Raw genomic sequence first — 25,029 nt, 5'->3', positions numbered from 1 at the left:
TTGTCAAACCCCTCGAAGAAGCCGGATACTCAAGCTCAGGCAAGTCCTCGGCTCACAGGCAACGCAATAGGCCGACCGACACGCAACCGAACAGCATGCGCATCAGGGTGAAATGCTACGATCACCGGCCGATGGACCAAGTGCTGAGCGAGATCGCCGCGCTATCCATACGGACCGGCGCGCGCCCTGGTGGACGTATACCTCTACCGACCCGCATCGAGAGATTCACGGTCAATAGGTCGCCTCACGTCGACAAGAAGAGCCGCGAGCAGTTCGAGATGCGAACGCATAAGCGGATAATGTACATTCATGAACTAACGCCGGCAACGATCGACGCGCTCATGCTGTTCGATATCCATCCCATGGTCGACCTCAAAGTGAAATTATGAGCGATGCGCAGGTGTCGACAAGCCGGACCTCTATAACAGTTTTCAAGGTATTGGATGGCGACTGCATCTTCATCAGATGTTTAGGCGGCAAAGCCTCCTTCAACGTGTTGATCGATGGCGGTCGCCCGTCAAGCGCCAAGATCCTTCTGACGTTCATCGACAGCCTGCCGCAACAAGATCGGCACATCGACCTGTTTGTCGTCACGCATATCGACGCGGACCACATATCAGGCGCAATTTCAATCGCTCGAGACAGCAAGCTGAAAGACTTGGTTCGTGCCGTCTGGTTCAACGGCGCTCAACAGATTGTTGGAAGTCTGGCAAGCCTTCCGCTCTCTGTCACGCAAGGCGACGCCTTCTCTACGACCATACGAGACAACAACTGGCCCTGGAACAGCATCACAAACGGCACGGCGATTTATCGACGCGGCGACCGCAGCGCATTGAAGGTCAGCGAAGATCATGATGTGACCATCCGCGTGCTGGGACCATCGGTGGATGCGCTCCGCGCACTGGCAGCGATCTGGGCGGAACCGCGCGAGGACAACGGCGATCGTTCAACCAACGGCGCCGTCGCGATGGGCACCGATGCGGCGCTCAATATTCAGGCACTTGCAGGGGCGCAATATCACGCCGATCGCACCATTCCAAACGGTTCGAGCATCGCATTTCTTCTCGAGCATGGCGCAGCGCGCGTTCTCGTCTGCGCAGACTCCCATGCAGAGACGCTCGTAACAGCGATTGACGAGGAATTTGGAGGCGAACTTCAGGTTAGCGCCGCCACACTGCCGCATCACGGCTCAAAAAAGAATATGAGCTCCGATCTGGCAAAGCGCGTGTCGGCCCATACATGGATCATCTCGACTGAGGGCGGCGACAAGCACAGGTTTCCGAATGGCGAGTCAATCGCCCGCGTCCTCATGCACCGGAAGCCAGGAGCGCACGCGCGTTTGGTCTTCAACTCCTGTCACAAGGAAGCGTTGGTCTGGAATGACGAGCAGCAGAAGAACTGGCACGATTACTCTACACGATATTGCGACGACAGCGAGGACTGGATCACCATAGCTATTGGCGAACCGGAGGCGCCGACTGGCGCTTGAGGCCCTCGGTGTTATCGCAGCGTCACAATCTCGTGGGGGAGGGCGGCTGCGTGCGTTTTGCCTTGTGTGCCATCTCTGGCAAAAGGCATCTACAATTTCAGGGTAGCTTCCGCGATCGCCGCCCGTCGCGCCTACCATCGCCATCGCAGACAGGAAGGGAATGCGGGCCGCCTCGTCGCGATCGAGCCGTCTCGAAAGCATGACCTTCTTATCTGCTACGGGGAGCAACTCATGGCGAGGAGTTACGATGCCAGCCCGCTCGCTAAGCGCGACTTCAAATCCAGTCGCAAATAAAGAGGCTTTCGACCGGCGAGTACCGAAGCACCGGCGGAAGTATGCTGTCCCGGCTTCGTGCCGGCCCCTGGTCGCGCCAACTGGGCTACGTTCGACGTTCCGTCCGCTCTTCGAACCGTTCAGCATCGAACGCCAGTTTCCCCTTCGCATTCCATAGGTTGCGCGCATGCTCGCCTTCATCGCTCTGCAGCTTAGCGGAGATCCAAAGCAGCGCGCCGTAGACGGTAGCGCGATCGTCATTGCTGAGCTCGACGAGGCCTGCCTTGACGACGAGCCCGCCGAGTTCGATCAGGTGCCGGGTGCGCTTGCGGCGCTCGACCTGCCAGGTGCGCATGTCATTGCGAGCCAGAGCCGATTGGCGGCGATTGTGTACCGCCCGGTTGCGCTGGAGGGCTACGCCGGTTGCTCCCAGATGCCGGAGCAGTTCGCCGGGACCCGCTCTCGAAAAACGTCACCCCACGCTTAGCCCATGCCTCACGCTTTGCCGTGTCTTTTGTTTCGGCGATTGCGACCAGCGCGCCAGCCAGTTCGTCGGCGCTGAGTTGGTCGGCGCCGGTGGCGATCACCAGGTCACCGAGTTGCTGTACCTTTCGCGTCTTAAGCTCTCGCGCCTTGTCTTCCAACGCCTTCAGTTCGGCGTCGAAGTCCCGTTGCTTACGCATGTGCTGTCTCCATTGATTGTCGATGCGCCGATGATAGGGAAGCGCCTGCCGGAAGGCTTCAGGGTTGCCGGGACAGCCAGGGACGGGCTGGTCCATCCCGAGATTTTTTCGAGGGAGGGCGCGCTTATACGTCGTGCCGACGTGCGCTTTGACGTGCAAATGATCTGGTCGCGATGGCGATCTATCATCTTCACGTCAAGGTCATTGGCCGCAAGGCAGGCTCGAGCGTTGTGGCGGCGGCCGCCTACCGCTCGGCATCGCGGCTGCGCGATGAGCGCATTGATCGAAGCCACGACTTCTCAGCCAAGCGCGGTGTTGTCCATTCCGAGGTCGTGCTGCCGGAGAATGCGCCGGATGCCTGGAGCGACCGCGAACGGCTGTGGAACGACGTCGAGGCCTTCGAGGTGAGGAAGGATGCGCAGCTTGCCCGCGAGGTGGAGTTTGCTCTGCCGCGTGAACTCAGCCAGGCGCAAGGCATCGGCCTGGCGCGCGACTTCGTTCAGCGCGAGTTTGTAAGCCGAGGCATGGTCGCCGATCTGAATGTGCATTGGGACAGGGCAGAGGATGGCAGCCCCAAACCGCATGCCCATGTCATGCTCACCATGCGCTCAGTAGATGAGAATGGTTTCGGGGCGAAGGTTCGGGAGTGGAACGCTACCCAGATGGTCGAGCGCTGGCGTGAACGATGGGCCGAGCTTGCCAACGAACGCCTGGCCGAACTCGACATCGACGCCCGCATCGATCATCGCAGTCTGGAGACCCAGGGCATTGCACTAGAGCCGCAGACCCAGATTGGTGCGCCGGCCCAACGCATTGAGGGTAGTAGCCTTGACGCTGCCGGTCTTGAAGCAGATCGCGCCGAACTGCATCGCGAGATCGCTCGCAACAATGGCGCGCGCATCATTGCGGATCCATCCGTGGCGCTGGATGCCATCACGCATCAGCAATCGACTTTTACACGCCGCGACATTGCGAAGTTCGCGCATCGGCACAGCGACGGAATTGAGCAGTTCAACCAGGTGGTGGGCGTGATCGGCAACGCGCCCGATCTAGTCGAGCTCGGCAAGGACGGACGCGGCGAAGATCGCTTCACCACCCGGCAGATGATCGCGGCCGAACAGCGCCTGCATCGCGCGGCGGAACGCATGGTTGGACAAGAGCGTCATGCAGTTAGTGAACAGGATCGGGATGCTGCGCTGGCGCGTGCAACACTGCGCGGGTTTGTCCTCTCAGAGGAGCAGAGGGACGCACTGGATCACATCACTGACGGCCAGGGTCTTGCTGTCGTTGTCGGTTTTGCCGGAACAGGCAAGAGCGCCATGCTGGGCGTTGCGCGCCAGGCATGGGGAGCTGCGGGCTACGAGGTTCGAGGCGCGGCACTCTCAGGCATCGCGGTCGAGAATCTCGAAGGCGGATCAGGAATTGCTTCGCGCACCATCGCCAGTATGGAGCATAGCTGGGGACAGGGCCGTGACCTGCTCACCACGCGGGATGTCCTGGTGATCGATGAAGCAGGCATGGTCGGCACGCGCCAGTTGGAGCGCGTGCTCTCCCATGCGGCGGACGTCGGCGCGAAGGTCGTGCTGATCGGCGATCCGCAACAGTTGCAGGCGATCGAAGCGGGCGCTGCATTCCGTTCGATCCATGCACGCCATGGCGGTGTCGAAATCGGCCAGGTGCGCCGGCAGCGCGAGGACTGGCAACGTGAGGCCACGCGCGATCTTGCAACCGGCAGGATCGGCGCTGCGATCGGCGCCTATGACGCGAAAGGCATGGTGCACCAGGCTGCCTCGCGCGATGAGGCGCGCAGTGATCTGGTCGAACGCTGGGATCGAGACAGGCAGGCAGAGCCAGAGGCAAGCCGGATCATTCTCACCCACACGAACGACGAAGTGCGCGCGCTCAACAGGGCAGCGCGCGAGCGTATGAGCGCTGCTGGAGATCTCGGCGACGAGGTTCACGTGGATGTGGAACGCGGTGCAAGGACCTTCGCAAGCGGCGACCGGGTCATGTTCCTGCGCAACGAGCGGTCGCTCGGCGTCAAGAACGGCACGCTCGGTGTGATCGAAGAGGTCAGCACACAGAGCATGACGGTTCGAACCGACGACGGCAGGTCGGTGCGCTTCGATCTGAAAGACTATGCCCACATCGACCACGGCTATGCCGCGACCATCCACAAGGCTCAGGGCATGACCGTCGACCGGACCCATGTGCTGGCAACACCGGGCATGGATGCCCATGGCAGCTACGTTGCCCTGTCGCGGCATCGCGACGGAATGGAACTGCATTACGGCAGCGACGACTTCGTGACACGAGACCGGCTTGTCCGCACGCTGTCGCGCGACCGCGCGAAAGACATGGCGTCGGACTACGAGCAAGCCGATCCAGCTCAAAGCTATGCCGAGCGGCGCGGCATCACCTTCCGCGAGCGTGTGGTCGAGATCGTGCGCCGGATCGTTCCTGAGAAGCTCCGCGACAGGATCAGCGGGCTGCTCGACGGGTTGCGCTCGCCCGCAGACGCCGAGCCCGGACAAGACCGTGGGTATCAGCCGGGAAGGGAAGACGGTTTGGCGCAAAACGGCGATGCCGCGCCTGAGAGAGAAGCTTCCGCCAAGGGAGCGCAGCGCGAGGGGGATGCGCCGGTGGATCCGGAAGCGGCGTTGCGCAGCGCTCGCACGAAGGCGCTTGTGCGGCACGCGCGCGCGCTCAACTCGATTCTCAGCACTGGAAACGCGGAAGGGCAGGGCAGCCCCGAACAGATGCGCGAATTGAGAGATGCGCGCAACGCTTTCGAGGAGGTTCGGCCCTATGGCTGGCGCGATGCCGAAGCGGCCTATGTCAAGAACCCCGAGCTGGCGCGCGAAGCCGGAGCCGGTCGCGTCAACCGCATCGTGGGCGCGCTCCAGCTTGAAACAGAAATCCGCACCGATCCAGGCCGCCGCGCCGACCGTTTCGTGGAAGACTGGCAAAAGCTGAAAAGGACAAGCCAGCGCCAATACGAGGCCGGCGATATGTCCGGTTACAGGTCAACGCGCTCGGTCATGTCCGACATGGCCAAGAGTCTCGAGCGCGATCCGCAACTGGAATCGCTGCTTGCCAATCATAAGAAGGCGCTTGGCATCCAGGTCGAATCCGGCCGGCGCCTGGGTGTGGAACTCGCATTCAGCCACGGCATTGGCATCGGGCGTGGCATGGACATCTAACCCACCGATTTGCCGCCGTTCCAACGCCCCAGGTCGAGGAGATGCCGAATCCGATTGCACGCCAGCTTGGGTTGTCCTGTCTGGTTCCAGCAGATGCCAAATGTACTCAGCGAAAGGCGAGGCAGCCATGCCTGAACCGGATCGTATCATTCGCCTTAGGACCGTCCTAGCGCGGACCGGTCTGTCCCGCTCGACGATGTACCGCAAAATCGCCGAAGGCACGTTCCCAGCTCAGATCAAGATCAGCGTCAACGGGGCGGGATGGAGGGAATCCGATGTCAATCGGTGGATCGCTGACCCAGTTTTGTGGTGCGCCAGGTCGGACAGAACAATAGCGACTAATGGCAATCGATCGGCGGGTACATAGCTGCCATCAGCATAGGTTCACCTTTGTCAAATCCGGTGGCCGACGAACCCGCTGCTCGTGAGGGCGGGAGCGGTTGAGGTAGGGATCAAGAACCGGTCGTTGCGCCCGCGTTGAGCGGGTTCGGCAGCGGCAGAGCATCACGGGCTTCTTCATCAACGAGCCCGACCATGACCTATTCTGTTCTCGATGCACAATCAGTCCGCTGCGTCAGCGGCTGATCGACAAGATGAATATGCGGCGTTCTCGAGGGAGACCCGAGCTGGCTCGTAGCGACCGTGGTTGTCCGAACACAGCTAATACTCGCTGAAGATCTGGCGAGCGACCTCCGACGTGGTGCAGGCCACCGAAGGGTTTCGGCTTCGAACTCCACTACTTGGCTCCAATCAAAGAGAATATGTCACCCATTGGGCGGCGATCGTCACATTCGTGAATTCTAAAAATGTTTCTCAATACGTAACACATATTGCGCTTGGCCGATGGCCTGTGCTATCGGGGCTTGTCGCTAACGCGACTCAACAGGCCAACCCAGGAGGTTCTGATGGCCAAGACCACGTTGAACGTTACGGTCGTCTATCCGGCTGCTGGGCGGCCGTTCCACGACCACGATGCCAGCGCAACGGAGACGCTCTTGTCGCTCTGGAACCGCGTGCTCTCTGCATTCGGGCTTAAGGAAGGCGAGGAGAACGGAAACCAGGTTACTTACCCGTTGTTCAAAGGTAAGGACCGCCTGACGGACATGTCGGTCACGCTCGGCGCCATCGCCGGCAACGCCGGCGCCCTGTCGCTGCAGCTCAGCCAGCAGATCGTCCAGGGCTAATGTCCGAGCTCGCCAAACTGGCGCTTGACGAAGACTTCGAGGAAGCCGTCAAGGCGGCAGACTCGAACCGGTGGAGCCTTTTGAGGAAGGGTGACCTGGAAGTCTGGGTCACCCTTTCGCCGGAGGGTCATTCGACCGAGACATTCACGGCGCGACTGTTCTGGCTGACCTATCCTGGCGACCTTCCGCCTTCGGTGCGGTTTGTGGAGCCCGAGACCGGCCGATTGGGCGTGCAGACCGCATGGCCGACCGGTCCAGGATTTCGCCCGCCCAACGACATCTGCGCGAATTGGTGCAGCGAGGGATACGACACGCACCCGGAATGGCGCACCGACAGCGCGATCCGCTTGAAGATTCGGGGTAACGCGCTGCTGATGATCGTGCGGCTCCTGAAACAGGAACTTGATGTCAACTTCACCGGGAGGCATCGCCTATGATGACGGCACCTATTATTTGGCGACTACCCAAGGCCGCCATGACCGCGTCAATCAGCGAGATGGCGCGGGACGGGGCACGTGGTTGCGAGGGAGTTGCGCTTTGGTTGGGCCGCCGGTTTGCCGGCATCGTGACTGTCACGCATGTCGTGGCGTTGCGCGGGGCCGGCATCACCAGATGCCCTGATCGCCTATCCATATCTCCTGAGCTGCTGAACGAAGTCACGATGCTTGCCATCCGCGCAGGCGTGTATCTGGTCGGGCAAATTCACTCGCACCCCAGCACCTGGGTCGACTTGTCGGAGGCGGACAAGCGCTACGGAATTCGCGTGCATGGCTTCCTTTCGGTGGTTGCTCCTGATTTTGCTCGTCGCCCGAACACCGCGCTTGCGGAGTGCGGCGTGCATATTTTCGACCGCGGCGCCTGGCGCCGCCTCGGCGCCATTGAACGGACGTGTCGTGTGATCGCCGCAACTGGAGACGTTTCCGTCGAGCAGGTGGGAGACATGTCATGATTGGTGACCTTCACCGCAGCCGGATCAATGCCACTGTCCGCGGTTTTTCGGGGATTGCGGCGCCGGCCGACAGGTTTACCGATCAGCGCGTTCTCCTGACCGGTGCACCTAAAGTTCTTGCCTCTCGCAACGGTGCCGAGATGATGCGGTCTGCCATGCTGCTTCTGATGCGCATGACTACAGACCTGACGGTGGCCATCCCCGCCGGTTTCGATGAGCTCGCGGAGGGTCTGGCCCAGGTCGCGCGGGACCAGGCGTGGGGGCGCGCGCCGGCATTCGCAGCCATGCCTGTGGCCGAAGAGGGTTATGCGGCAATCCTGTCGGCCGGGGGCAACGCGTCAGCAGCGTTGCCGTTGACGGTCATCACAAGCAACGGCTGGCTCGCTCGAGTTAGTTCGGGCTCAATCGGCGTCTCGCAGCTTTGCCACCAGTGGAATCCAGTCGGGGCGCTCGCTGCGGCCTCGCTTGGAGCGGGCGAGGTCTTCAAGCGGCTGCTGCGCCTGAAGCCCGAACACGGGCAGCTCCTCGATGGTATCAGCTTCTCGCTTTGGGATTACGGTTTGAGCAATGATCCCGGGCCTCATCTGCCGACCGAGATGGAGACGGACCTTCTCGTCGCCGGCGCCGGCGCAATTGGCAACGGTGTCGTTCATCTACTCTCGCAGTTGCCGTTGAAGGGAAGGCGACGGGTCCTGGACGTCCAAACGTACGGAGATGAGAACTGGGGCACCTGCCTGCGGCTGACGCCGACCGCTTCGGCGGCCAGCGAAGCGAAGGCCAGCTACCTGGCGACGATCTGGGGTCCGGGGGTGGAGCCGGTTGTCGGGAGGATCGAAGACGCCGAGGCGGACGCGAAGTGGCGGGCGCCAAAGGTCGTTCTCAGCGGGTTTGACAATGTCGATGCCCGGTACGCAGTCCAGGATTTGTGGCCGGACCTCGTGATCGACGGCGCCATTGGGCCCAGGCTCGAGTGCCAAGTCAGCGCTCATCCGTGGAGCGGTGAGATTGCCTGTCTTCGTTGCATCTTCGAATTGGAGCATGGGGAGCCGGCCGAGAATGTGCAACGTAGGCTCACCGGCCTCTCGGTCGCGGCACTTCGGCAGGCTAGCCGGGCCCTGTCTCGACAGGATGTCGCAGACGCCGAGCCCGAAAAGCGGAATTGGCTGATCGGCCAGATCGGCAAGCCGATTTGCTCGGTGTTCGAGGCAGCCCGGCAGTTTGCTGGTGGCGATGTAGCGGCGGGCTTTCGGCCATCGGTGCCTTTCGTCGCGACCATGAGCGCCAGCATGATGGTCACCGAACTGGTTCGTTACCTCATGACCGGCAATGTCGGGGTCGAGCCGCGCTTCTTCTTCAGTGTTCTCTGGGGGCCGCAACAGGGCGCCCATTACCCTGAGGACCGTCACGACGACTGCCAATGCAGCACGCGCGCCCACCTCATTGAGCGGGTCAGGGCAGGAAGGTGGTATTAACCCCGGCGGCAGACTTGTGGTTTGCCGCTCGCTGGTGTTTCCTGAAAGGAAACGATTCGGCGCGGTTTGGGCGGCGCAACTGTGGAGATCTCATTCTCTGATGCCCGATTGTGCATCGTCTTCAACAGCATCGATCGCCTCCGCGAGCGGTACGGGAAGGAGGTTGCTCAGTCGATTGCGGTGCGAATGGCGGTGCTGGCCGGCGCCCCTGCGCTGTCGCATGTCCCCCGAAAGCCTCCCATTGGCCTCAAGGTGGACGGACGATCTTTCACCGTCGACCTGCGCAACAACCATCGTCTCCGTTTTGAGCCAGCTACTCCAACAGTCCGGCGAAAGCTCGAAGCAGCGGATGTCACTGGCATCACCATCCTGGGAGTTGAACCTTGAAGCACCCGTCTTCGTTGCGTCGCCATGTCTGACATCAGGTATGGCTACCAGCCCAACTACGCTGCCCCGCCAGGGTCACTGATTGAAGAGCAACTGAGCGGCCTCGATATTTCGGCTCGAGAACTTGCCCGTCGTTGTGGCCGTTCGCCGAAACTCATCGCGGAGATCATCTCGGGGAAGGCTCCGATCGAACCCGAAACAGCACTTCAACTCGAACGTGTGCTGGAAACATCGGCCGCGATCTGGTTGGGGATGGAGGCCAACTATCGCCTATTCCTCGCTCGATCGAAGGAAGAAGTAAGTCTGGCAAAGCACATCAACTGGGCCAAGCAGTTCCCACTGGCCGAACTCTCGAAGCGAGGTCTGCTTTCGCTGGAGAAACAATCTGCTGCTCAGGTGCGTGAGCTGCTGCGGTTCTTCGGTTGCGGAAGCGTGGAGGCGTGCCAGGAACGCTTCGACGAACTTAGCGCCGTCGCCTACCGGCACTCCCCTTCCTTCGAAAGCGCAGAGGCATCGCTGCTGGCGTGGCTTCGTATCGGTGACCTGAGAGCCGAACAGATTGAAGCGGCGGACTTTGACAGGACTGCCTTTCTAGCAGCCCTCAAGGAGATCCGAGGACTCACAACCGAATCAATCGAAGTCTTTCTTCCGAAAGTGAAGCGACTCTGTGCATCGGCCGGCGTCGTATTCGTTCTTGAGCGCTCGTTGTCAAAGGTAGCCTTGAGCGGCGTCTCCCGTTGGTTGTCCCCCCGCCGAGCGTTAATCCAGCAGACGGCGCGCCATCTCTCGAACGACCATTTCTGGTTCACGTTCTTTCATGAGTGCGCTCATTTGCTTCTCCATAGTCGGAAGTCGATTTTTCTTGACGGGAAGGGACTTTCGAATGTTGCCGCGGAGCTGGAAGCGGAGGCAGACGACTGGGCATCTGAGTTCCTCGTTCCCGCTCTAGCGCTAACGCGATTTATAACAAGGTTCACCTACGACGAGGACGAAGTAGTGGAGTTTGCTGCTCGTCAAGGCATCGATCCAGGGATCGTTGTCGGACAACTTCAATACCGCAAGGTCTTGAGCTTCTCTCAGATGAACCACTTGAAGCAACGTTACGAGTGGGCGAAGTAGGTTCAGTTGGCGCAAAACGACCTATGCCTCTTAGCGCAGACGTTCCATTTCCGCCAGCTACTCTTATGTCCGCTTCAGGTCGGCGGCAATGTTAGGTACAACGATCGAGATGAGGCGCAAAGCCGCCGCTCGCTCAGAGCGGCGCGGTTTGAGACGCGCTCGCGCTCCTAATCTAATTGACCGCTCTTCGATTTACGAATGAGTGCTTCCGGCTCCATTCCGAACGCGTCGGTGATGCGTCCGGGAACCGCCACATTGGCCGAAAATGTCAAGCTCACTAAACGCTCTTCGATTTGTCGTCGGTCAGGGTCGCCGCAATCTGACACCGGGATGATTGCCGTTCGTGAATTCCACACCCTCTGCCTCAAGAACGGCACGGATTTTGTCCTGGGTTTCAGCAGATACCGCTGCGGCGCGCTCGCTGTCGCTCTCACAGCGTTTTACAGTGGGAATAGAAACGCTAGCGCGCTTGGCAAGCTCCGATTGTGATAGGCCGATCAAGGCTCGGGCTGCGCGCATTTGTGCTGCTGTCACCAATTTCTGTTTGATCCCTTTAGATCATTGCGCTATGATCCAAAGGTATCAGTGGATACCCTTGGCCTGTTGTCGGGGGTGCGGCTAGACGCAGTGTTGACGCACCATGCCTAGCCTGACCACGCCAAAGCTGTCTGGAGCTCGGATCATGGCTGATTCCGACAATACCACGACTTTGCCTTTCGTCATCGGTCGGCAAGGGGATAAGCAGAACGTTCCCGAACGGCAAGCAATTGACCCGGCTTCAGGCCTCTGGAGCGAGTGGCAAAAAGCTCGATATACCTCGTTGCTATTGTGTCGGGTGCAGCAGCGTTTGGAGGCACGAATGATGGCCAATACCGGAATTCCGGTATTGACCTCAGGCGAATCCGCGTCTTGGCGGGCGTCGGTGACCGCGTCGGAGGCGAGCGCCGAATATGCAGTGGCTCGCGAGGCAGAGGTGTTTGCCATGACCGAGGCACTCAAGTTTCAAGATGCTATCCCCAGTGTTGCTTCTCTGTCGCTCGCTGGGATCATCGCGAAGCTGGACATGATTGTTGGCGCCGACCGGGACATCGGCGATCCGACGGATTTCCCATGGCCGCACATTGCGTCCGTATTGCGCGACCTCAAGGCACTGGCGGGCGATCTGCCAGCCTATCGACCGGACCGCACCGCTACCCGTGCTGACGTGGAGAGATATTGGAACAAAGCCATCGAACTCGTGGCGGCGCTTTCGGAGGATTCCCAGCAGAATGCGCCTGTCTTGTGACCTTCTAGCAGCCGCCGTAGGCGCGGGCTCGCAGCCACGCAGCACCTCTGTCGTAGGGCATGATGCGAATCGGAACAGGTTGGAAAGTTCGGCGACGGCCCGCGGCGAGCTTCGTGAGATACGCACGGGCGAAATCACGTCGCCATATAGCCTCGTTAAGTTGACCCCTGTCCGATTTCTACGCTGCGGCTTGCCAATTGCACGATTGATGGTACGCGTCTCTTTCCTCGTCGCGGGTCATCGCGATGCTGGCCCTCGTGAAGCCGGCACCAGACACAGGCGAAGGTTCTTCCCTCACCGAAGCCGTCGCTGCGGTAGCGCCGGAAGAGCTTCGCAAAGCCATGCTTGAGTTCGTCGAAGCGCTTGCCATCGCGGATGCCAGGCGCGATCATCTCCTTGCTATCGGCTCATCGATTGACCGCACTTCCGCGATTGATTCGGATCACGCCCAGAAGGCTCCCAAGATATGACGCGAGCCGCTATCTATGCTCGTTTTTCGACCGAGCTTCAAAACGAAAAGTCCACTGAAGACCAAATTGCCCTTTGCCGCGCTTATGCAACTCGCAACGGTCTTGATGTGGTTGCCGTCTATGAGGATAAAGCGCGCTCCGGAGCGTCGCTGTTCGGTCGCGACGGGCTCCTGACTTTGCTGGAGGCGGCAGGCCAAAAAACGTTTGATGCGGTAGTCGTCGAAGCGCTTGACCGCCTTTCACGCGACATGGCGGATCTCGCGGGTCTTCATAAGCGGCTCTCTTTTCTCGGTATCGAAATCCAAGCAGTTCATGATGGTATCGCCGATGCGGTCCTCATCGGTATTCGTGGACTGGTCGGTCAAATGCAGAGGGAGGATGGCGCCAAGAAGGTGCGGAGGGGCATGGCTGGCGTTGTCCGTGATGGACGTCACGCTGGAGGCCGGGCCTATGGCTATCGACCCATCTTGGGTCGCCCTGGCGAACTTGAAGTCGTCGAACGGGAGGCAGAAGTTGTCCGGCGCATTTTTGACGCCTACTCTGCCGGTCGAACCCCACGAGACCTAGCTGGTGATCTCAACCGCGACGGGATAGCGCCGCCGCGAGGAACTCGCTGGAACGGCTCCACCATAAACGGAAATGCCCGACGCGGGGTGGGACTGCTCTTTAACGAGCTCTACGTCGGTCGGATCATTTGGAACAAGGTCCGAATGGTAAAGAACCCCGATACTGGCAAGCGCGTCTCCAGGCCAAATCCGAAGGACCAGTGGCAGACGAAAGAGGTTCCGCATCTTCGCATTGTCGATGACGAAGTTTGGCAGAACGCACAGGCACTCAAAGCCGGGAGGGTGAATGCATCCCCTCATTTCAAGCGTCGCCCGGCGCACCTGTTATCCGGCCTACTTCGCTGCGGCATCTGCGGATCGGGCATGTCGGTTCACGATCGCGACAAGACGGGCAAGACGCGTATCAGGTGCTCCGCCGTTCGTGAAAGCGGGAGCTGCTCCAACCGGCGCATTATTTACCTGCCCGAGATCGAGCGGGCAGTCCTCGATGGCATGCGCGAGCAGCTCAAAGCGCCGGACCTGATCGAGGCATACATCCGCAAATATAATCAGGAGCGCCGAGAATTGGCGGCACGGGCGAACTCGATGCGCTCAGCGCTCGAAGGCAAGCGCGATCGGGTAAAAGGCGAACTCCAGCGGACGATCGACCTTGTGATTAGGGGCGTGATTGCTGAAGAGGATGCCAAGCAGCGGATCGCAGAACTCAAGACACAGCTTTCTCTGATCGAGGGGCAATTCGGTGGTCTCGATGAGCCACCATCAACCGTGGCTCTCCACCCGGCTACCTTGCAGCGGTATGTCAAAACCGTCGATGATCTTTCAACCGCGTTGGCCGGCCACGCGACTGCTCCAGATGATCGTGGCCCGCTCATCCGAAATTTTCGGCAGCTTGTTCACAGCGTTACCGTGCACCCAAAACCTGCACGCGAAGGCTTCGAGATCGAGGTCAACGGCAAGCTTGCCGCCCTTATTGGCGGAGCAGCGTTCCCTACAGCACGGTATACTGGAAAGCCCACGGCAATAGGCGGCCGCTGTGATGCGGCCGTCGGACACGATAGTGGGTTTGAAGTGGTAGCGGGAGAGGGACTTGAACCCCCGACCCCAGGATTATGATTCCCGTGCTCTAACCAACTGAGCTACCCCGCCAGGGCGGCAAATGGCTCGAAATCCGTCCAGAATGGCTGGGTATTTCGAGGCGTTCGCCAAGGTCGCGCGGATATAAGGTTCAGAGTGCGAGCCTGTCAAGCGCGGATAAGGCCGAATGCGGCGGCATAATCTCATCCCGGAAAAAGCTTTGCCGGACAGATGATCGAGAGCGTGCCGCCGGGGTTGAGTTCGGTCGAGCACGTCGCTATGTCTCGGCCATGAATTTCTAGAGTTTTGAGCGAATGAAGCCGCGCATCGCCGTCCTCGGTTGCGGATACTGGGGCAGCAACCATATCCGCACCCTCAAGGCGCTTGGCGCGCTCGCTGCCGTTTCCGACGTTAATCGGGCTCGCGCCGAAGGTTTCGCCAGCGAGCAGGACTGTCTGGCGATCGAGCCGGACAAGCTCTTCGAGCGTGCCGACATAGACGCCATCGTCATGGCGCTGCCGCCGCAATTCCACGCCGATACCGCCGTGCGCGCCGTGACAAGCGGCAAGGACGTGCTGGTGGAAAAGCCGATCGCGCTGACCGTCACGGACGCCGAGCGCGCGGTGAAGGCGGCAAAGGACAATGGCCGCGTTTTCATGGTCGGCCATGTGCTGCGCTTCCATCCGGCCTTCGAGATGCTGAAGGCGCTGATCGACAATGGCGAGCTGGGCGAGGTGCGCTACATCCACTCGCACAGGCTCGGCCTCGGCAAGTTCCACACCGAAAACGACGCGCTGTGGGACCTTGCGCCGCACGATCTCTCGATGATCCTCGCCATCACCGGCACCGAGCCGATCGAGGTGCGCGGCGAGGGCGCGGCACTCCTCGACAATCTCAGCGACTTCGCGCATCTGCATATGCGCTTTCCCAACGGCCTGCGCAGCCATCTCTTCGCCTCGCGGCTCAACCCCTATCGCGAGCGGCGGCTGACTGTCGTCGGCACCAAGGCGATGGCCGTGTTCGACGATGTCGAGCCGTGGGAGCGCAAGCTTGCCGTCTACCGCCACGCGGTCTGGCAGGACAGCGGCCAGTGGGCCTTTACCGCCAACGAGCCTTCCTATGTGGCCGTCGGCGAGGGCATGCCGCTGACGCGGGAGCTCGCGCATTTCATGCAGTGCATCGAGACCCGCGCCGAGCCGCGCACCGACGGCGAGGAAGCGATCCGGGTGCTGCGCATCCTGACCGCCGGCTCGGTGATCCATACCGGCTCGCCCTCCTAAAGCGTTTCACCGTTTCACGGAAACGGCAAGCCGCTCACACTTTTCCTGGGATCGCTCCAAGGCAGCAGGCGGCTATTCGAAGAAGTTTCGATCCTATTCGGCGGGGATTTGCGCCGGCCTTGCGGCAAGCCTGGAGAGCATGGCTTCGGCCTCGGCGCCGCGCTCCGAGCGTTCGATGAAGCCGCCGCCGAAGACGCGCGCTTCGTTGCCGTCGTCGGAATAGAGCACGCAGGCCTGTCCGGGCGCTATGCCCGACTCGCCGTCGGCCAGCTCGACCGAGGTCACGCCGTTGCGGTGATTGAGCACCGCCGGGCGCGGCGGCCGGGTCGAGCGGACTTTTGCGAAGAGCTCGATGCCTCCGGCCGGAATGTCGGACAATGCGGCGTCGCCCAGCCAGTTCATGTTGCGCAAGAAGATCTTGTGCGTCTCCAGCGCCTCGCGCGGGCCGACGATGACGCGAGCGCGGTCGGCGTCGAGATGGACGACATAGAGCGGCTCGCCTGACGCGATGCCGATGCCGCGGCGCTGGCCGATCGTGTAGCGCAGGATGCCTTCGTGGCGGCCGAGCACGCGGCCGTCGATATGCACGATATCGCCCGGATTGGCGGCGGCCGGCTTCAGCCTGGCGATGATGTCGGAATACTTTCCCTGCGGCACGAAGCAGATGTCCTGGCTGTCCTGCTTGGCGGCGACGGTGAGCCCCATCTCCTCGGCGATCGCCCGCACTTCGGGCTTCGACAGGCCGCCGAGCGGGAAACGCAGATAGTCGATCTGCGCCTGGGTGGTGGCGAAGAGGAAATAGCTCTGGTCGCGGTCGGCGTCGACCGGACGGTAGAGCGAACGATGCGCGCCGTTAGCGCGCGAGCGGATGTAATGGCCGGTGGCGAGCGCGTCGGCGCCGAGATCCTGCGCGGTGGCCAAAAGATCGGCGAACTTGACCGTCTGGTTGCAGGACACGCAGGGGATCGGCGTTTCGCCGGCGACATAGCTCTCGGCGAAGGGATCGATGACCGCCTTGCGGAAGCGCTCCTCATAGTCGAGCACGTAGTGCGGGATGCCGAGCGTCTCGGAAACGCGGCGTGCGTCGTCGATGTCCTGGCCGGCGCAGCAGGAGCCGGCGCGATGGGTGGCCGCGCCATGGTCGTAAAGCTGCAGCGTGACGCCGACGACATCATAGCCTTCGCGCTTCAGTATGCCGGCGACCACCGACGAATCGACGCCGCCCGACATGGCGACGACGACGCGGGTGTTTTCGGGGCGTCCGGGAAGATCGAGGCTGTTCATGGTGCTCACTATGCGGCGCTCAATGCCAATGGCCGGAATATAGGTCAAGCGCCACGCGTGCGCCAGCTTGCGGCCCAAGACGATTTTATCGGCAAAATCAGGGCCGGTACGCGGTTGTTTCAAATTCTAAACGAAAGCCTAACCGGGCGTTCACGATCCTTACCTAGTGATTAGGGTTCGCTTAGGCAATTTTTAAAGCTGTGGCGCTACTGTGGCGGGGATTGGGTCTTTGAGTTTTTAGTAGAGAGTACGATGACCGATCTGGTTAGACCTAGAGTCAAGTATGTTATCGGGCCCGACGGCAGCCCGCTTACAATTGCCGATCTGCCGCCGACGAACACGCGGCGCTGGGTCATCCGGCGCAAGGCGGAGGTGGTCGCTGCGGTGCGCGGCGGCCTGCTCAGCCTGGAAGAAGCCTGCCAGCGCTACAAGCTTACCACCGAGGAATTCCTGTCCTGGCAGGCATCGATCGACGAATATGGTCTGGCCGGGCTGCGCACGACGCGGATCCAGCAATACCGGCACTAGGTTTCGACCGGTCACAAAGAAAGGGCGCGGATTCCGCGCCCTTTGGCTTTTTGACACGTGCTTCATTCAGATCGTCAACACGACCTTGCCGATCGGCCGGGTGGCGAGGAAGGCGTGAGCGGCGCCCGCCTGGTCCAGCGGAAAAGCTTTCGCCACGTGGACGGCGAGCTTCTTGGCATCGATAAGCCTGGCGATTTCCACCAGACCCTCGCGATCCGGCACCACCGACATGCGCTCGACGCGGATGTTGCGCTCCCCGGCCTTGGTCCTTGTCGCGTCATGGACGTTGAGCAGCGACACCAGCACGCCGCCGTCGCGAAGCACTTTCAGCGACTTGTCGGCATTGTCGCCGCCCATTGCGTCCAGCACCAAGTCGACATTGCGGACCTGTTCGGTGAAATCGCCTTTGGTGTAGTCGACGACCTCATCAGCGCCGATCGAGCGGACGTAATCGAGCTTGTCCGGGCTCGCGGTGGCGATGACCCAGGCGCCGCGCGCCTTGGCGATCTGCACCGCGAGATGGCCGACGCCGCCGGCGCCGGCATGGATCAGCACGCGTTGTCCCGATTGCAATTGGCCATGGCGCACGAGGCCCTGCCAGGCGGTCAGGCCGGCGAGCGGCAGGGCCGCGGCATGGGCATGGTCGATGGCGCCAGGCTTGGCCGCGATCTCATCCGCCGGCGTGGCGACGAGTTCGGCATAGGCGGCGGCCTGCTTGGGGAAGCGCGGCATGCCGAACACCTGATCGCCGACCTTGAGCGTGGTCACGCCGCTGCCCAGCGCCTCGACCGTGCCTGAAATGTCCCAGCCGAGGATGAAAGGCGGCTCGCCGATGAGAGGGAAATAGCCGGCGCGCACCGCGCCATCGACCGGGTTGATGCCTGCTGCCTTGACGCGGACCAGCACTTCGCCGGCCTTGGGCGAGGGGTCGGGCTGCTCGGCGACGAAGAGGACGTCGGGTTCGCCGACGGTATTCTGGGTAACGGCACGCATTGGATGTCTCCTGCTTGGTTGTTGCCGCTATCATTTGGATAGTAATAATCCCTTGTCCAGTATGCACCTTTCCGATATATAGGTACCTCATGGATAGTGAAGACAGCGGCTCCTTCGGTTACGATGCATTCCGACGCACATGCCCGTCGCATACGGTGCTCGAAATGCTGGCCAGCAAATGGGTCTATCTGACGGTCTGCGCGCTGCGCCGCGGCCGCCTTCGCAATGGCGAACTGGCCCGCAAGCTGGAAGGCATCACGCCAAAGATGCTGACGCAGACTTTGCGGGTGCTGGAGCGCGACGGCCTCGTGCGGCGCGAGGTCTATCCGGTCATCCCGCCGAAGGTGGAATATGAGTTGACGGAGCTCGGCCAGAACCTTGCGGGGCTGCTCACGCAGATCAGGTCGTGGGCGGAAGAGCATGCGCCCGACATCAAGGATGCCCGCGCCCGGGCGTCGGCAAGCCAGCAGGACGAAATGGCCATGCTGCCCTGACCGGGGCGGAGGCGATTTTGCCGATTCATTCAATGCAGGTCGCTCAGAACTATGCGGCGGTTCTGGACTAGGACATGCATCCGAAACAAAGACTGAGAAGCGACGCCGACCGCTTGCCGGCGAAGGGTGATCGTGTCCGGTCTTAGCCGATCATGGCGCTGCGGCCGCCGAGGTCGGTGTCGCGGATCTTGGTGTCGCGCGATTCCAGCATCTCAGCCTTGGACAGCTCCGCTTCAGCTTCGCCGAGTAATGATTCGGCGGTGCTTCGCTGCTGGGCGAGGTCGCTTTGTGAATTCCTGAGGTTGTCGCGGCGCAGGCGCGCCGCCTTGGCGAAGGTCGGATAGGCGAAATGGTTGATGTCGGTGATGCCGGCTTTTTTCTCTTCGGCGACGATCTGCGCCTCCAGTTCGACGGCCATGCGCTCGAACTCGGCGATCATCATGTCGAGCTGCAAGAGCTGGCGCCGCTTCTCATTCACCTGAAACTGCTTCAGCCGAACGAGGTTTTCACGTGACTTCATGACTCGGTACTCCGCAAACGCACACCTTGCATATCGTCCAATCCGCCCGGAACACCCAGGCGCCGCCCGTTTCCCCCGGCATTCGAAGGGCTATGGGAAACAAAGCCCTAAAGATTTTTGCCGGCGGTAACCATTCGTTTACGGGCATTGTTAATCATACGGGCGAGGACTTAAGGCCGGGTAAAAATTCCGGCTCTCGGTGAAAGCCCGGGCCAGCGAGTCCCTAGAGTCACTTAGGCTGGCTTATTAATGTGGTGCACTAGCGGTTTTGGTCTGTGATTCATTATTAGATTCAAGTGGGTGTAGAAAGGGGTTAAAAAATCTGGTATCGTGGACGACACGAAATTAGGATTTGTTAACCAGTCAGTGGCACCTTCTGTTCAGGCAATCACTGCTCCGGTCCCGGACGGGTCGTTGACATGGTCCGGCAGCAGAAAAGGGGAATGAAATGCGTGTTCTGCTGATTGAAGACGACAGTGCGACCGCACAGAGCATCGAATTGATGCTCAAATCGGAAAGCTTCAACGTCTACACCACCGATCTCGGTGAAGAAGGTGTCGACCTCGGCAAGCTCTACGATTACGACATCATCCTTCTGGACCTCAATCTCCCGGACATGTCGGGCTACGAAGTTCTGCGCACGCTGAGGCTTTCCAAGGTCAAGACGCCGATCCTGATCCTCTCCGGCATGGCTGGCATCGAGGACAAAGTGCGCGGCCTCGGCTTCGGCGCCGACGACTACATGACCAAGCCGTTCCACAAGGACGAGCTGGTGGCGCGCATCCACGCCATCGTGCGCCGTTCCAAGGGCCATGCCCAGTCGGTCATCACCACCGGCGACCTGGTGGTCAATCTCGACGCCAAGACGGTCGAGGTCGGCGGCCAGCGCGTGCACCTGACCGGCAAGGAATACCAGATGCTGGAGCTGCTTTCGCTGCGCAAGGGCACGACGCTCACCAAGGAAATGTTCCTCAACCACCTTTACGGCGGCATGGACGAGCCGGAACTGAAGATCATCGACGTCTTCATCTGCAAGCTGCGCAAGAAGCTCGACGCGGCGTCCGGCGGCCAGAACTACATCGAAACGGTCTGGGGCCGCGGCTATGTGCTGCGCGAGCCGGAAGACATCCGCGTCAGCGCCTGAACGATCCAAACGATTAAGCAAGCGAAAACCCGGCTCAGGCCGGGTTTTTTGTCTTTATAGACAGGGATTAAGCTTTTCGCTTATTCCGCGAAGCCGGGAAACGCGAATCAGGCGGCGAGTTTCAGGAATCGGAAACTCTCGAGCAACTGCGCGCGGTTGAAGGGCTTGAGCAGATAGCCTTGAGCGCCGGCGCGCTTGGCGCGCATGATCGCGGCGACGTCGACCTCGATCAACGACACCAGGATCTGCGGCTTGACCGGAGCTTCCATGGCGCGGATGCGGCGAATGAGGTCCACCGCCGGCATATCGGCAAGGCCACCGTCGATGACGATGACATCGGGCATGTCGGTGGCGCAGATATCGGCGGCTTCGAGCCCGCTGGCCGCCTCGGCCACCATCATGTCGAAACCGCCGAGAATGCGTTTGGCGACCTTCCTGATGACGCTCGAATCGTCGACGAACAGGCAGCGCTTCATGTCCGGATCCTCTTTGCCCTCTGCCGAACGGCACCTTCGGGTAAGCTCACGGCACCGTAAGCCAATCTGGTAAAGAAGCCGAAAAGCCGTTAGGTAAAATTTTTGCAAAGAACCGCGGCAGGCGCTTTTGCGGTCGCGCCGTCATCATGGCGACAATCGTCCAGATAGCTACGTCGGAACGCAGCCATAAATATCGGCGAGAAAAGATACTTCGCTTTTTCTTGGCTGTTGCCTTAGGCCGCCGACAGCACGATCTCTTCGGCGGTGGCGTGGATCGAGATGGTCATATTGGCCTCGCGCGCCAGGAGCAGCGTGTAATAGGGCTGCACCGAATGGGCGTCGATCGGCTCCTCCGGCTTGTGGCCGGAATGCAGTTCGAGGAATTTCGGCGGTACGCGCAGCATCGGGCCGGCGGCCGAGAGCGCAAAGCGCGGCTCGGTTTCGAGGTTTTCCAGCGTGACCACCAGCTTGCCGCCGCGCGGTATGGCCGCATTGGCGACGAGGATGAGGTTGAGCAGCAGCTTGACCTTGTTCTTGGGTAGAAGCGCGCGCGCGCCGTTCCACACCAGCTCCGGCTTCTCGTTCTTCAGGAAGGCGATGGCCACGGCCTCGGCGTCGCCGGTGTCGATCATCATGCCGGCTGAGCCGGCGGCGCCGAAAGCAATGCGGGCAAACTGCAGCCGCGCCGAGGCGTTCCTGGCGCTCTGGCGAATGAGCTTCATGGCGTCTTCGTCGGCGCCGCCCTCGTCGAGCAATTCGAGGCCGTTGTTGATCGCGCCGACGGGCGAAATGATGTCGTGGCAGACGCGGCTGCACAACAGCGCCGCGAGGTCGGGGGCGGAAAGGGTGAAGAGCTCGGCCATCAGCGAAATCCCTGCTTAGATCACATGTTCATGGCCGAACGACCGATTCGCGCCCTGCCCACACGAATCACGCTCTTTTCCAAGGCTTTCTGAATACACAGCGGTCGTGCGCGCATCAACAAATCCAAAATTGCCGGCGGTGAAAATACCGTGTTTGCGGGGGAAAGCGGCGTCTTGCCGGCATGCGCAGCCTTCGAACCGCCATCTTCGCGTGAGAGCTTAATGGTTGAAAAAGGATTACGGCATAGTTTGCCAGTGATTCGCCCAGAACGGCCGCCAAAGAGCCGCACGGGCGAGGGGCGTCGGCGAAAGTGCTCCCTGACGGAGATTGGAAGCATGTTTTCCCGATTCTACGACCGGACTTTTGTCCGCGTCCTCACAATGACCATCGCGCTTCTGGGGGCTTTTGCCCTATCGACCTCGGTGTCGCGGGCCCAGCAGTATACCGCTCAGGAAATCGTTGATTCCGGTCACAAATTCTTTGGCGAGACGTCCGGCGGCCTTGCTACGGTCGTCGAGAAGATCTTCGCCTCCTACGGCCTGCCCAATGGCTACCTGCTCGGCGAGGAGGGCTCCGGCGCGCTGATAGGCGGGCTGACCTATGGCGAGGGCACGCTCTACACCAAGAACGCCGGCGACCATAAGGTGTTCTGGCAGGGACCCTCGCTCGGCTGGGATTTCGGCGGCGAGGGCTCGCGCGTCATGATGCTGGTCTATAATCTCGACGACATCAGCAGCCTCTACAACCGCTTCGGCGGGGTTGCCGGCTCCGCTTATGTCATTGCCGGCGTCGGCTTCAACGTGCTGCAGGCCAACAGAGTGCTGCTGGTTCCGATCCGCACCGGCGTCGGCGCCCGGCTCGGCGTCAATCTCGGCTATCTCAAGCTGACCGAACGCCCGACCTGGAATCCGTTCTGAGTGAGGTTTCACTCCCTAATAATCGCTCGGATAACGCTGATCGCGCCGCGGCATGTACTTGCCGCGGCGTTGAATTTCCGCCATGCCAAAGGTGCACAATCGCGCGATTGCCGCCCATTTAGTGGATAGCACGCCTTGGTCCAGTCGGTCCTGTTCTTCGCCCTCGGTTTCCTTTGCGCCGTCTTTCTGGTGTCGCTGATCGCGCCGGCGGTGTGGCGGCGGGCCGTCGTCCTGACGCGCAGGCGGCTCGAGGCGTCGCTGCCGCTGACACAAGCCGAGATCCAGGCCGACAAGGACCGGGTGCGGGCGGAGTACGCCATGACGACGCGCAAGCTCGAGATCATGGTGAAGAGCCTGCAGCAAAAGACCGCGGAGCAGCTGGTCGAGATCGGCCGCGGGCGCGAGGCGCTGAAAGGGCTTGCTGTCGAAAGGAAGGACAAGGACCAGGCGCTTTCCGATCTGCAGGCCAAGACTGCCGAGCTCGGGCAGCGTGAGGAGGATCTGCAACAGCTGTCGGAAAAGCTGGCGCAAACGGAGCGCACGTTGGAGAAGCGCGCGCTGGAGCTGCAGAAGCTCGAGCAGATGTATGACGATGCCAGCTTCTCCTCCTCGAACCGCCAGATCGAACTGGTGGCGCGCGAATCGGAACTGGACAAGCTCGCCAACGACATCGCGGTGCTGCGCAGCCAGCGCAAGGAAGCGGACAGGCGCAACCAGGAGGCCGCGTCGGAAGGCAAGGCCGCGCGCGAGGCGTTGAAGGCGGAGAAGAAGAAATCCGCCGACCTCGACAAGAAGGTCGAACGGCTGCTCGCCACGCTTGCCGACCGCGAGGAAAAGCTCGACCGGCGCGAGAAAGAGCTCGCCCAGGCCAAGGAGCGGTCGAAGGCCGTCGCTGAGAACGGCGTGGCGCGGCCGGCCGTCGGGACGGCCGGTGACGATCTCGACAAGGCGATCGCCAAGCTCGAGGACGACCGCGGGCGGCTGGAAACCAGGCTGACGGCGCTGGCGCGCGAGAACAAGCGGCTGAAGACCGGCCTCGCCACCGTCGAGACGGCAAATCCTGATCAGGCAGGCGATGCGCGTCCTGCCGGCGCCGGACTGCGGGAGCAGATGAACGAGTTGGCGGCTGAGGTCGTCAATTTGACCATGAAGCTCGAAGGGCCGGATTCACCCATCGCCAAAGCCCTGGCCGCCGACGGGCAGCGAGGCGCAGGGCGCGGCATCAGCCTTGCCGACCGGGTGAGGGCATTGCAGAAGACCGGCTCGACCAACTGAGGTGTGCTGATATTCAGGCAAGGCCGGCCTGCAAATGGCGGCTTCCTGCGCTTCCGGTGCTCGCGTACAGAAAGTACGCTTCGCTCGGGTTCTCGGAAACCACCCAGTTTGGTCGCTTCGCGCCCGTCTTCGACTCCGTCTCGGCCTCAAAGCGCATCGCAGCCATTCGGCCTTGAGGTTGTTACTCTACAGCTTGGAAAAATGATGCAGCGCGATGGCCGATGCGGCGGCGACGTTCAGGCTGTCAAAGCCTTGCGCCATGCCGATCCGCACCGTGCTGAGCCGGGTGAGCAGGTGCTGTGGCAATCCTTCGCCTTCGGTGCCGAGATAAAGCGCCAGCCGCGCTACACGGTCAGCATCGCGGATGTCGGTCGTTCCGCTGGGCGAGAGCGCGTACTGGCTGAAGCCAAGCCGATCGAGCGTCGTTGTGAAGGCTGCGGTATCGTCGAAAGACGCGAACGGAACCTTCAGCGCCGCCCCGACCGAAACGCGGATCGCCTTGCGGTAGAGCGGATCGCAGCAGGTCCGGTCGAGCAGCAAAGCGTCGGCGCCGAAGGCGGCTGCGTTGCGGAAGATCGCGCCCATATTGTCGTGGTTGGAGATGCCGACCGGAACGACCACCAGCGCGCGCTCGGGCAAGCTTTCCAGCAAGGCTTCGGCTGATATCGCATCGCCTCGCGCCCCGATCGCCAGGACGCCGCGGTGCATATGGAAGCCGGCGATGCGGTCCATTACATCGCCGCTGGCGACATAGACGGGAAAATCGGGCGGCGCCTTGCGCAGGACCGGTTCCAGGCCGGCCAGCCTGTTTTCGAGAATGAGCGCCGACAGAGCCGCGAAGCGCCCACTCGACAGCAAAAGGTCGAGCACCACCTTGCCTTCGGCGACGAAGCGGCCATGCCGGCCGACTAGGTCGCGCTCGCGTATGTCGAGATAGGCGCCGACGCGCGGATCTTGCGGATCGTCGATATGGATGAGGTTCATGCATTCCCTGCCCGGATCAGGATGACGGTTCGTTGAATCGCCATCCGGATCCGACTTTTCGTTGGAGCATGATCTTTTCCGAAAACCGGTTCCCCACTTTTTGCGTTCGCTGACCT

27 protein-coding genes, 1 tRNA gene and 2 pseudogenes are annotated in these 25,029 nt (G+C 61.3%); 19 read left to right on the top strand and 11 right to left on the bottom strand.

Translation table 11 applies throughout. From position 1 onward, the window contains the following. Positions 1 to 95 precede the first annotated feature (95 nt). Both rpsJ and FJ988_RS15470 read left to right on the top strand, forming a co-directional pair. Positions 96 to 389: a 30S ribosomal protein S10 gene (gene rpsJ, locus FJ988_RS15475; RefSeq protein WP_140819138.1), complete on the top strand. Its 294-nt coding sequence runs from the start codon at positions 96 to 98 to the stop codon at positions 387 to 389. Then, positions 386 to 1,489: a ComEC/Rec2 family competence protein gene (locus tag FJ988_RS15470; RefSeq protein ID WP_140819136.1), complete on the top strand. Its 1,104-nt coding sequence runs from the start codon at positions 386 to 388 to the stop codon at positions 1,487 to 1,489. The genes rpsJ and FJ988_RS15470 overlap by 4 nt, the downstream gene beginning before the upstream one ends. Before the next feature lie 23 nt (positions 1,490 to 1,512). Here the strand turns inward: FJ988_RS15470 and FJ988_RS31180 are convergent. The 3 genes and pseudogenes from FJ988_RS31180 to FJ988_RS15455 form a co-directional block, all read right to left on the bottom strand. Next, positions 1,513 to 1,756 (bottom strand): annotated as a pseudogene (locus FJ988_RS31180) (HipA domain-containing protein); the annotation flags it as partial. Between the two features lie 112 nt (positions 1,757 to 1,868). Continuing rightward, positions 1,869 to 2,117, bottom strand: a complete 249-nt coding sequence (locus FJ988_RS15460; RefSeq protein ID WP_140819134.1) for a conjugal transfer protein TraD — start codon at positions 2,115 to 2,117, stop codon at positions 1,869 to 1,871. A 1-nt stretch (position 2,118) separates the two neighbouring features. Further along, positions 2,119 to 2,445, bottom strand: coding sequence for a conjugal transfer protein TraD (locus FJ988_RS15455; protein WP_140819379.1), 327 nt, complete (start codon positions 2,443 to 2,445; stop codon positions 2,119 to 2,121). Positions 2,446 to 2,618: 173 nt separating this feature from the next. Here FJ988_RS15455 and traA point away from each other — a divergent pair, with 173 nt between their 5' ends. The 11 genes and pseudogenes from traA to FJ988_RS31510 form a co-directional block, all read left to right on the top strand. Further along, positions 2,619 to 5,648, top strand: coding sequence for a Ti-type conjugative transfer relaxase TraA (gene traA, locus FJ988_RS15450; protein WP_140819131.1), 3,030 nt, complete (start codon positions 2,619 to 2,621; stop codon positions 5,646 to 5,648). 127 nt (positions 5,649 to 5,775) lie between these two features. Beyond that, positions 5,776 to 6,015, top strand: a complete 240-nt coding sequence (locus tag FJ988_RS15445) for an AlpA family transcriptional regulator (RefSeq protein ID WP_140819129.1) — start codon at positions 5,776 to 5,778, stop codon at positions 6,013 to 6,015. Positions 6,016 to 6,553: 538 nt separating this feature from the next. Further along, a complete protein-coding gene (locus FJ988_RS15440; RefSeq protein WP_140819127.1) occupies positions 6,554 to 6,832 on the top strand; it encodes a hypothetical protein in 279 nt (92 codons plus the stop codon). Then, on the top strand, positions 6,832 to 7,269 hold the full coding sequence (locus FJ988_RS15435; protein WP_140819125.1) for a hypothetical protein: 438 nt from the start codon (positions 6,832 to 6,834) through the stop codon (positions 7,267 to 7,269). Before FJ988_RS15440 ends, FJ988_RS15435 begins: the two co-directional genes overlap by 1 nt. Then, the gene (locus FJ988_RS15430; RefSeq protein WP_140819123.1) at positions 7,266 to 7,781 is read left to right on the top strand and encodes a Mov34/MPN/PAD-1 family protein; all 516 of its coding nucleotides are present in this window, start codon (positions 7,266 to 7,268) and stop codon (positions 7,779 to 7,781) included. Before FJ988_RS15435 ends, FJ988_RS15430 begins: the two co-directional genes overlap by 4 nt. Beyond that, positions 7,778 to 9,253, top strand: a complete 1,476-nt coding sequence (locus tag FJ988_RS15425) for a ThiF family adenylyltransferase (protein ID WP_140819121.1) — start codon at positions 7,778 to 7,780, stop codon at positions 9,251 to 9,253. The genes FJ988_RS15430 and FJ988_RS15425 overlap by 4 nt, the downstream gene beginning before the upstream one ends. Before the next feature lie 81 nt (positions 9,254 to 9,334). Next, the gene (locus FJ988_RS15420; protein ID WP_140819119.1) at positions 9,335 to 9,640 is read left to right on the top strand and encodes a hypothetical protein; all 306 of its coding nucleotides are present in this window, start codon (positions 9,335 to 9,337) and stop codon (positions 9,638 to 9,640) included. 24 nt (positions 9,641 to 9,664) lie between these two features. After that, positions 9,665 to 10,759: a HigA family addiction module antitoxin gene (locus FJ988_RS15415; protein WP_140819117.1), complete on the top strand. Its 1,095-nt coding sequence runs from the start codon at positions 9,665 to 9,667 to the stop codon at positions 10,757 to 10,759. A gap of 682 nt (positions 10,760 to 11,441) precedes the next feature. Next, positions 11,442 to 12,044, top strand: coding sequence for a hypothetical protein (locus FJ988_RS15405; protein WP_246688555.1), 603 nt, complete (start codon positions 11,442 to 11,444; stop codon positions 12,042 to 12,044). Between the two features lie 245 nt (positions 12,045 to 12,289). After that, positions 12,290 to 12,514, top strand: a complete 225-nt coding sequence (locus FJ988_RS15400) for a hypothetical protein (RefSeq protein ID WP_140819115.1) — start codon at positions 12,290 to 12,292, stop codon at positions 12,512 to 12,514. Further along, positions 12,511 to 13,566: pseudogene (locus FJ988_RS31510) on the top strand (recombinase family protein); the annotation flags it as partial. The gene FJ988_RS15400 and the pseudogene FJ988_RS31510, both read left to right, overlap by 4 nt. Before the next feature lie 105 nt (positions 13,567 to 13,671). Here the strand turns inward: FJ988_RS31510 and FJ988_RS31505 are convergent. Both FJ988_RS31505 and FJ988_RS15390 read right to left on the bottom strand, forming a co-directional pair. Next, on the bottom strand, positions 13,672 to 13,815 hold the full coding sequence (locus FJ988_RS31505; RefSeq protein WP_348644325.1) for a hypothetical protein: 144 nt from the start codon (positions 13,813 to 13,815) through the stop codon (positions 13,672 to 13,674). Between the two features lie 334 nt (positions 13,816 to 14,149). Beyond that, a tRNA-Met gene (locus FJ988_RS15390) sits at positions 14,150 to 14,226 on the bottom strand. A 242-nt stretch (positions 14,227 to 14,468) separates the two neighbouring features. On the opposite strand from FJ988_RS15390, the gene FJ988_RS15385 reads away from it, so the two are divergent. Further along, positions 14,469 to 15,434 (top strand): Gfo/Idh/MocA family protein, encoded by a 966-nt coding sequence (locus tag FJ988_RS15385; RefSeq protein WP_140819113.1) that lies wholly within the window; start codon positions 14,469 to 14,471, stop codon positions 15,432 to 15,434. 93 nt (positions 15,435 to 15,527) lie between these two features. On the opposite strand, the gene mnmA is transcribed toward FJ988_RS15385, so the two are convergent. Continuing rightward, the gene (gene mnmA / locus FJ988_RS15380) at positions 15,528 to 16,718 is read right to left on the bottom strand and encodes a tRNA 2-thiouridine(34) synthase MnmA (RefSeq protein WP_140819375.1); all 1,191 of its coding nucleotides are present in this window, start codon (positions 16,716 to 16,718) and stop codon (positions 15,528 to 15,530) included. Between the two features lie 252 nt (positions 16,719 to 16,970). Between mnmA and FJ988_RS15375 the strand changes: the two genes are divergently transcribed. Then, entirely contained in the window at positions 16,971 to 17,246 is a 276-nt protein-coding gene (locus FJ988_RS15375; RefSeq protein WP_006203587.1) for a DUF1153 domain-containing protein, read from the top strand. A gap of 66 nt (positions 17,247 to 17,312) precedes the next feature. Here FJ988_RS15375 and FJ988_RS15370 read toward each other — a convergent pair whose 3' ends face one another. Next, positions 17,313 to 18,239 carry an NADP-dependent oxidoreductase gene (locus FJ988_RS15370; RefSeq protein ID WP_140819111.1) on the bottom strand — a complete coding sequence of 309 codons (927 nt, stop codon included), beginning with the start codon at positions 18,237 to 18,239 and terminating at the stop codon, positions 17,313 to 17,315. Between the two features lie 89 nt (positions 18,240 to 18,328). Here FJ988_RS15370 and FJ988_RS15365 point away from each other — a divergent pair, with 89 nt between their 5' ends. Next, positions 18,329 to 18,733: a helix-turn-helix domain-containing protein gene (locus FJ988_RS15365; RefSeq protein WP_140819109.1), complete on the top strand. Its 405-nt coding sequence runs from the start codon at positions 18,329 to 18,331 to the stop codon at positions 18,731 to 18,733. Positions 18,734 to 18,875: 142 nt separating this feature from the next. Here FJ988_RS15365 and FJ988_RS15360 read toward each other — a convergent pair whose 3' ends face one another. Further along, positions 18,876 to 19,253 carry a flagellar export protein FliJ gene (locus FJ988_RS15360; protein ID WP_140819107.1) on the bottom strand — a complete coding sequence of 126 codons (378 nt, stop codon included), beginning with the start codon at positions 19,251 to 19,253 and terminating at the stop codon, positions 18,876 to 18,878. 448 nt (positions 19,254 to 19,701) lie between these two features. Here FJ988_RS15360 and ctrA point away from each other — a divergent pair, with 448 nt between their 5' ends. Beyond that, a complete protein-coding gene (gene ctrA, locus FJ988_RS15355; protein ID WP_006203583.1) occupies positions 19,702 to 20,397 on the top strand; it encodes a response regulator transcription factor CtrA in 696 nt (231 codons plus the stop codon). A 107-nt stretch (positions 20,398 to 20,504) separates the two neighbouring features. Here ctrA and FJ988_RS15350 read toward each other — a convergent pair whose 3' ends face one another. Together FJ988_RS15350 and chpT are read right to left on the bottom strand one after the other, a co-directional pair. Further along, complete coding sequence (locus FJ988_RS15350) at positions 20,505 to 20,873, bottom strand: response regulator (RefSeq protein ID WP_140819105.1); 369 nt, start codon at positions 20,871 to 20,873, stop codon at positions 20,505 to 20,507. 233 nt (positions 20,874 to 21,106) lie between these two features. Continuing rightward, complete coding sequence (gene chpT / locus FJ988_RS15345; protein WP_140819103.1) at positions 21,107 to 21,736, bottom strand: histidine phosphotransferase ChpT; 630 nt, start codon at positions 21,734 to 21,736, stop codon at positions 21,107 to 21,109. Positions 21,737 to 22,117: 381 nt separating this feature from the next. On the opposite strand from chpT, the gene FJ988_RS15340 reads away from it, so the two are divergent. Together FJ988_RS15340 and FJ988_RS15335 are read left to right on the top strand one after the other, a co-directional pair. Further along, positions 22,118 to 22,654 carry a DUF1134 domain-containing protein gene (locus FJ988_RS15340; RefSeq protein WP_246688567.1) on the top strand — a complete coding sequence of 179 codons (537 nt, stop codon included), beginning with the start codon at positions 22,118 to 22,120 and terminating at the stop codon, positions 22,652 to 22,654. Between the two features lie 135 nt (positions 22,655 to 22,789). After that, the gene (locus FJ988_RS15335; RefSeq protein ID WP_140819099.1) at positions 22,790 to 23,929 is read left to right on the top strand and encodes a hypothetical protein; all 1,140 of its coding nucleotides are present in this window, start codon (positions 22,790 to 22,792) and stop codon (positions 23,927 to 23,929) included. 186 nt (positions 23,930 to 24,115) lie between these two features. On the opposite strand, the gene FJ988_RS15330 is transcribed toward FJ988_RS15335, so the two are convergent. After that, positions 24,116 to 24,913, bottom strand: a complete 798-nt coding sequence (locus FJ988_RS15330) for an RNA methyltransferase (protein WP_140819097.1) — start codon at positions 24,911 to 24,913, stop codon at positions 24,116 to 24,118. Positions 24,914 to 25,029 lie beyond the last annotated feature (116 nt).

It is taken from the genome of Mesorhizobium sp. CU3 (genome assembly GCF_006442965.1).
Taxonomy (GTDB): Bacteria; Pseudomonadota; Alphaproteobacteria; order Rhizobiales; family Rhizobiaceae; genus Mesorhizobium.
The sequence above is the reverse complement of the archived record's forward strand: the minus strand, read 5'-3'. Positions and strand labels throughout refer to the sequence as shown.

What these genes read in the sequence shown, in the direction of transcription:
- rpsJ (WP_140819138.1), top strand. Translation starts at nt 96, where the DNA reads ATGCGCATCAGGGTGAAATGCTACGATCACCGGCCGATGGACCAAGTG.
- FJ988_RS15470 (WP_140819136.1), top strand. Translation starts at nt 386, where the DNA reads ATGAGCGATGCGCAGGTGTCGACAAGCCGGACCTCTATAACAGTTTTC.
- FJ988_RS15460 (WP_140819134.1), bottom strand. Translation starts at nt 2,117, where the DNA reads ATGCGCACCTGGCAGGTCGAGCGCCGCAAGCGCACCCGGCACCTGATC.
- FJ988_RS15455 (WP_140819379.1), bottom strand. Translation starts at nt 2,445, where the DNA reads ATGCGTAAGCAACGGGACTTCGACGCCGAACTGAAGGCGTTGGAAGAC.
- traA (WP_140819131.1), top strand. Translation starts at nt 2,619, where the DNA reads ATGGCGATCTATCATCTTCACGTCAAGGTCATTGGCCGCAAGGCAGGC.
- FJ988_RS15445 (WP_140819129.1), top strand. Translation starts at nt 5,776, where the DNA reads ATGCCTGAACCGGATCGTATCATTCGCCTTAGGACCGTCCTAGCGCGG.
- FJ988_RS15440 (WP_140819127.1), top strand. Translation starts at nt 6,554, where the DNA reads ATGGCCAAGACCACGTTGAACGTTACGGTCGTCTATCCGGCTGCTGGG.
- FJ988_RS15435 (WP_140819125.1), top strand. Translation starts at nt 6,832, where the DNA reads ATGTCCGAGCTCGCCAAACTGGCGCTTGACGAAGACTTCGAGGAAGCC.
- FJ988_RS15430 (WP_140819123.1), top strand. Translation starts at nt 7,266, where the DNA reads ATGATGACGGCACCTATTATTTGGCGACTACCCAAGGCCGCCATGACC.
- FJ988_RS15425 (WP_140819121.1), top strand. Translation starts at nt 7,778, where the DNA reads ATGATTGGTGACCTTCACCGCAGCCGGATCAATGCCACTGTCCGCGGT.
- FJ988_RS15415 (WP_140819117.1), top strand. Translation starts at nt 9,665, where the DNA reads ATGTCTGACATCAGGTATGGCTACCAGCCCAACTACGCTGCCCCGCCA.
- FJ988_RS15405 (WP_246688555.1), top strand. Translation starts at nt 11,442, where the DNA reads ATGGCTGATTCCGACAATACCACGACTTTGCCTTTCGTCATCGGTCGG.
- FJ988_RS15400 (WP_140819115.1), top strand. Translation starts at nt 12,290, where the DNA reads ATGCTGGCCCTCGTGAAGCCGGCACCAGACACAGGCGAAGGTTCTTCC.
- FJ988_RS15385 (WP_140819113.1), top strand. Translation starts at nt 14,469, where the DNA reads ATGAAGCCGCGCATCGCCGTCCTCGGTTGCGGATACTGGGGCAGCAAC.
- mnmA (WP_140819375.1), bottom strand. Translation starts at nt 16,718, where the DNA reads ATGAACAGCCTCGATCTTCCCGGACGCCCCGAAAACACCCGCGTCGTC.
- FJ988_RS15375 (WP_006203587.1), top strand. Translation starts at nt 16,971, where the DNA reads ATGACCGATCTGGTTAGACCTAGAGTCAAGTATGTTATCGGGCCCGAC.
- FJ988_RS15370 (WP_140819111.1), bottom strand. Translation starts at nt 18,239, where the DNA reads ATGCGTGCCGTTACCCAGAATACCGTCGGCGAACCCGACGTCCTCTTC.
- FJ988_RS15365 (WP_140819109.1), top strand. Translation starts at nt 18,329, where the DNA reads ATGGATAGTGAAGACAGCGGCTCCTTCGGTTACGATGCATTCCGACGC.
- FJ988_RS15360 (WP_140819107.1), bottom strand. Translation starts at nt 19,253, where the DNA reads ATGAAGTCACGTGAAAACCTCGTTCGGCTGAAGCAGTTTCAGGTGAAT.
- ctrA (WP_006203583.1), top strand. Translation starts at nt 19,702, where the DNA reads ATGCGTGTTCTGCTGATTGAAGACGACAGTGCGACCGCACAGAGCATC.
- FJ988_RS15350 (WP_140819105.1), bottom strand. Translation starts at nt 20,873, where the DNA reads ATGAAGCGCTGCCTGTTCGTCGACGATTCGAGCGTCATCAGGAAGGTC.
- chpT (WP_140819103.1), bottom strand. Translation starts at nt 21,736, where the DNA reads ATGGCCGAGCTCTTCACCCTTTCCGCCCCCGACCTCGCGGCGCTGTTG.
- FJ988_RS15340 (WP_246688567.1), top strand. Translation starts at nt 22,118, where the DNA reads ATGACCATCGCGCTTCTGGGGGCTTTTGCCCTATCGACCTCGGTGTCG.
- FJ988_RS15330 (WP_140819097.1), bottom strand. Translation starts at nt 24,913, where the DNA reads ATGAACCTCATCCATATCGACGATCCGCAAGATCCGCGCGTCGGCGCC.